Origin of the sequence: Nostoc sp., from assembly GCF_036916575.1 — a bacterium.
Taxonomy (GTDB): Bacteria; Cyanobacteriota; Cyanobacteriia; order Cyanobacteriales; family Nostocaceae; genus Nostoc.
Genome location: NZ_JBALGC010000006.1, coordinates 1 through 5,462 on the forward strand (window position 1 = coordinate 1; position 5,462 = coordinate 5,462).

Sequence of the window (5,462 nt, forward strand, 5' to 3'; positions counted from 1 at the left end):
TACTCAAACGCCGTAAATAAAAATGCTAATTCGTAAAGCTTCAAATTGAAGTTGTATAAATTTTATCTTTTGTAGTCGGTTTTGCCCGATAACGATATCGCCACATCACAAAACCAGTGATAAATAGAATTAACGGTGCAAATCCTACAAACACGTAGAAAATACGGGATGGAAGTCCCCAGAAAGTGCCATAGTGCAAATAGTTGAAAGAATTGAGGACGCGATCGCCTAATGATGCAGTTGCGATCTTAGATACTTGTAAAACCTTGCCGCTATACTGGTCAAGAAAAACATCGCCAAGATTAAAGTTAAACCAAAAAGTCTCTTCTGGTTTACTTGGAAAGCCAATTACACTAAGTGATGCATTGGGCAGAGCAGCTTCAGCGATTTTTAATTGGTCTTTTAGTCCAAGCGGCAACTGACCGGAAATAGGTACAGAAACCAAGTTGGGTTGAGGTTTAGAGAAGGTGAGTGCGTAGATTATTGGGTTGACAAATTCAGAAAAGTTCCAGCAAAAGCCTGTGAAAAAGGTAAAGACTAGAAATGTGGCTGTAATCACACCAGCAACTTTGTGAATATCAAAGTTCATCCGCTTGGGATGAGCATTCCATTTTATTTTGAAGCCAGCGATCAACTTGCGCCAACCGGGCCATAAGATAAAGCCTGTAATACTCAAGATTGTGAACAGTAATCCCACAATGCCCACAAACTTAAGACCAATGTCACCACTTAAAAGGCTGTAGTGGAGTGGATAGATAATATCAAAAAATATCTTTTGGATCGAGCTTGTCTTAGAGTTAGGGTTGAGGATTACTCCTGTGTAAGGATTAACGTAGATTGGCAGCCAGTCAAATTCCTTTGTTTTGAGGATAACCTTTATTGACTGATCTAGCTTTGAGGGTGGGTAATACCGTTGAATAGTTGTATCTGGTTGATTGGCGTAGGCTTTTTTGACGGTATTAAGGACAACTTCGATTGGTAGTTGTTCTCTTTGAGGAATGATGGTGCCACTTTGATGATATTGAGCGAAGTTGTCAATTTCTGTGTGGAAAACTAGTAGACTACCCGTCAAGCCGATGATAATTGCAATCAATCCTAGTGCTAGACCCAAGTAACGATGTAGGGTAAATATCAAGTTGCGTACTTTTTTAGAATTCAAGGTAAATGCTCCTTTGCATAATGTCACCAGATATGAGATTGGTTTTCTCAATTAAAATCGCACGGTTATACCAATTCTTTATGAAGCTGTGCTAAATAAGGCTTCAAGGATAAAGTCATAAGAAGTGAGAGAGGCAATCATGGAAGGTGTAATTTGGGTGAATAAAAACTTCTGTACGAATATCGTTAGCTGATGAAAACTGCCCTATGTACGGAGAGGATGGAGTTTCAGGTACATAAATCCGAAATAGATGCAGATCATCTCGTGCGGCATATTTCGCCTCAATTATATTCAGCACAGACTCTGGAGATAACTGCTTCTGTTAGGGAGTAATAATCCCATACTGTCTAGTGATCATCCATTTATCAAAATCTTGCTCGAACACTAACAAGCTACCTGTTAAGCCAACGACAATTAACAACAGTCCAACACAAAAACCGATAGAACGGTGCAGGTAAAAAACGATATCACGTACTTTTTTCCGGTTCATAATCGCTACGAAAGCAAGTTGGATTTTTCACCCCCCTCAATCCCCACTACAGCATTGAGGAAAGTTAGAGTTCTATCAAAACTCCAGAGAAATCGTTCCTAGAACAGTCAACGGCGCTCCAGGGCGCAGAAGGTAGCCCTGAGAATCGTAATATCTAGTATCCAAAAGATTCTTGAAATTGAGACCGACGCGCCAACGTTCTTTTTTATAGAAAATAGAGGCATCAGTTCTGACGTAAGAGGGAATGATCAGTCCATTGTTTGGTAGTAAAGCTTGGCGATCGCCGACAAAAAACACTCCCCCACCAAACCCCAATCCCTTAAAAGAACCACTTTGAATTTCATAGCTTGTCCACAAACTAGCGTTGTACCTCGGTGCATTGACCAATCTATTACCCACAGGTATGCTATTATCTTTGCTGACATAGGCATCGTTGTGAGCAAAGGATGCAATCACATTCCAACCCGGTAAAATTTTCCCGGCAATATCTAGTTCAATACCGCGACTCTTAACTTCTCCTGTGGCAACTGAGAAATCACTATTACTTGGATCGGTTGTCGCGACATTGGTTTTTGTAATATCATACGCAGCTAGTGTGGTCGAAAGCTGCTTATTTAACCACTCAGTTTTTATCCCGACTTCATACTGGGTTCCACTACTCGGCTGTAAAGCTTGTCCGCTTGCCGTTCGACTATCGTTGGGGTTAAAAGATTGAGCGTAACTAGCGTAGAGAGAGATCGGCTCTATGGGTTGATAAACTAGTCCCACACGCGGTGAAAAAGCTTGATCGTTAAACTGATCCTTGGAGAGGAGTTGATTATTGTTATTCAAGTCTATGTCTTTGTAATTCTCGTTGATAAAATCAAATCTACCACCAACTAATAGCTTCAAACTAGGCAGCAATGTCACCTGATCTTGCAAGTAGACAGCCACAGTATTAGTATCTGTTTTCGCGTTCTCGGCGTCCGAAAAACTGGTTGGCAGTGGCGCACCATACACCGGATTAAATAGATCCAGGTTCGGTGCGGGAGTCCGAAGGTAATCATTCACATAGTGCGCCCAACTGAAATCCAAACCTAGCAGTAATTGATGATTGATGCTTCCAGTTTTGAACTTACTGACTAGCTCATTTTGTAGACTCATTCCTCTGAAGTAGTCAAGAGATCCTGCAAGCTCTCGCGATAGTGTACGACCGTCATCTAAAAGTGAGAATGCTCGGACAGTGTTATAATCACCACTATTATTGTTGATTAACAAGGCACTGCGGAATTGGAAATTGTCACTAAAACGATGCTTTAAAGTGATAGTGGCTATATCAGATTGGAAATTGTAACTATCGGCGTTTGGTTCTCCTAAATAACGGCTAATGGGAACTTCAAAAGATTGGCGAACAGGTGGCAACCCATCGTAAAATGTTCGGTTGACAATATTATGCTCGTATTCTAAAGTCAAGTTTGTGGCATCGCTGAGTTGTAAAGATATTACGGGTGCTATCGAATAGCTTTCTCCATTGACAAAATCGATAAAACTACCGGAATTTTCATAAGCAATATTCAGGCGCGACAACACCTTTTTATCTGCGGTTAGTGGTTGGGAAAAGTCGATAGCACCACGATAGTAATCATAATTTCCCAGTGTGAATTCAGCTGAATAATAGGGAGTTGTCAAAGGTTGTTTAGTAATGTAATTGACCACACCACCTGGTTCAAACTGACCATAAAGAACTGAAGCCGGACCTTTAAGAACTTCAACTCGTTCAACATTAATCGGACTAATGTAGTTACTGTAGTTATCTGGAACTGCAAAACCATTTCTGAGGTCGAAATACGTGCTAAATCCTCGGATCACGTAGTTATCTGTGTGCCCAGCGTAACCACCTTGCACTGTGACACCGCTGGCATTGCGTACCGCATCGCTAATCCGTGTGATTTGCTGATCTTTGATTACTTGTTGAGGAATCACTTGAATTGACTGGGGAATATCGCGCAGGGGCGTATCGGTTTTGGTGGCAGTTGAGCCATCTGTTACGCGATACCCATCTTGCTCACCTGTCACCACTAACTCAATTGGCTCATCACCTGATGCCGATGGTTGAGTTGGCTGTGTCTGGCTTTGGGGCGGCTGCGCTTGTGGTGGCTGTTGAGGAGAAGTCGCTGTTGCTGTAGTTGCTACCGCAAAAACTAGACCTGCATTATCATCGTATAATTCAACTGTTGGCAAAGCTTTCTCGCCTACCACCGTTACTCGCACAGTATTTGCATCAAGGTTTATTACCGTTATTTGTGTAATTCCCGCAAGCGGTTTCTCGGAACGAAATGTATAAGTATCGCCCGATGGTAAACGCAATTGCCCGCCAGATACATCGACAATAAAATTATTGCCTGTACTGCGATTTGTCACTTGTAGTTGAGTCCCAGCAGTTGTCTGTAAAAGTATTTCCACACCTTTAGCAGTGGGATTGGCTTTAACTCCTGTAATTGGTACAACTGAACCCCTTTGTTGAGGAGGGTTGCTTGGTGCTGGTGTCTGTACTAGCAATCTGGCGCTAGTGCTGGGTAATTCTATCTCACTGAGTGTTGAAATCTGTTTAATTGACCGAGAATTTCGTAATACTGATGCAATCGATTCTCTAATTACCTCTTTTTTGGGTAGAGAGCTAGCAGTTGCGCTCATTGCACACCAAACCCAAACACAGCTTGTCACCAAAACAATCTTCAATATCTGCTTTAACACCATTTGTCACCTCTATTCCTACTCACTCGATTGCAACTCTTCTCAACAAAGCAGCAAATAGCTGTTATTTATTGATCTCAGCAATCACCCACCTGATAGGAAACATTACAGGAAATGACTAAGTAATTGCAAGAAATTGTCAGAAGTTCTTTATCAAGCGAGTTGACAATCATCGGTGGCGAGCTTGTGCTAAGGCAACATTTTTACGAGTTTTAATCTACCAATATCCCATCTACACAATCAATTCCTAGATGTAAAAATTTTGGCGTGCAACAAACGCAAGAGCGATCGCTTTAATTCGAGTGTGCAAAAATTTTTCACTTCTTTCCTTATACCAATTCTTTATGAAGCTGTGCTAAATAAGGCTTCAAGGATAAAGTCATAAGAAGTGAGAGAGGCAATCATGGAAGGTGTAATTTCTTTGAGGACATCAGTTAACTTTTGCTGTAGCTGTGCGATGGTTTTACAATTTTCCCATTGCAGTTTAGATTTGAGAAATTCCCAAAACCGCTCAATTGGGTTGAGTTCAGGAGAGTGAGTCGGTTGAAAGATAGGGATAATATTATCTGGACAATTGAGAGCTTTCGCTTTGTGAAAAGACCCTTGGTCAAACTGGATAACCGCAATGTCATCACCTCTTGTCAGCAGACACCAACTCCAAAAACTGTTGAAAACTGCTTCCCCATTGAGGTAGGGGAACTCATAGAAAAAGCTGTATCCACTTAGAGGTTCCACTACTCCGTATAAAGAAAAATTTTCACGTTGCCATTGACTTAAACCCACAGGTTTAACTCCAGGAGCCGTAATTAAACGTCCTGCGATTGTCTTTAATCCTAAACGTGTTTCATCTTGACACAAGTACCTCAAGCGTTTCCCTTCTCCAAATTCCTCCTGCAAGAATTTGAATGCTAGAGGAAGTTTTTTTAAAGTGAGACAGACTCTGTGGATGTTGCTTGGTACTTCGAGGGCGAGGAACTTTGAGCTTGGCACCAATTCGATAGCGAACGAGTTCATAAACTGTTTTATAGGCGATGTCCAGTTTGAACTCGCCAACGAGCCATTGTTGAATTTGACCATAGC

4 protein-coding genes are annotated in these 5,462 nt (G+C 41.5%); all 4 read right to left on the reverse strand.

The genetic code is table 11. The features are described 5' to 3' along the window. Positions 1-40: 40 nt before the first annotated feature. Positions 41-1,159, reverse strand: coding sequence for a PepSY-associated TM helix domain-containing protein (locus tag V7L29_RS03090; protein ID WP_334734496.1), 1,119 nt, complete (start codon positions 1,157-1,159; stop codon positions 41-43). A gap of 322 nt (positions 1,160-1,481) precedes the next feature. Next, positions 1,482-1,649, reverse strand: coding sequence for a PepSY-associated TM helix domain-containing protein (locus tag V7L29_RS03095; RefSeq protein WP_334734497.1), 168 nt, complete (start codon positions 1,647-1,649; stop codon positions 1,482-1,484). A gap of 75 nt (positions 1,650-1,724) precedes the next feature. Next, entirely contained in the window at positions 1,725-4,385 is a 2,661-nt protein-coding gene (locus V7L29_RS03100; RefSeq protein ID WP_334734498.1) for a TonB-dependent siderophore receptor, read from the reverse strand. A 339-nt stretch (positions 4,386-4,724) separates the two neighbouring features. Continuing rightward, the coding region (locus tag V7L29_RS03105; protein WP_334734499.1) for an IS630 family transposase at positions 4,725-5,462 on the reverse strand (738 nt) is incomplete at its 5' end.

Coding starts and splice junctions, on each gene's coding strand:
- V7L29_RS03100 (WP_334734498.1), bottom strand. CDS start 4,385: ATGGTGTTAAAGCAGATATTGAAGATTGTTTTGGTGACAAGCTGTGTT.
- V7L29_RS03095 (WP_334734497.1), bottom strand. CDS start 1,649: ATGAACCGGAAAAAAGTACGTGATATCGTTTTTTACCTGCACCGTTCT.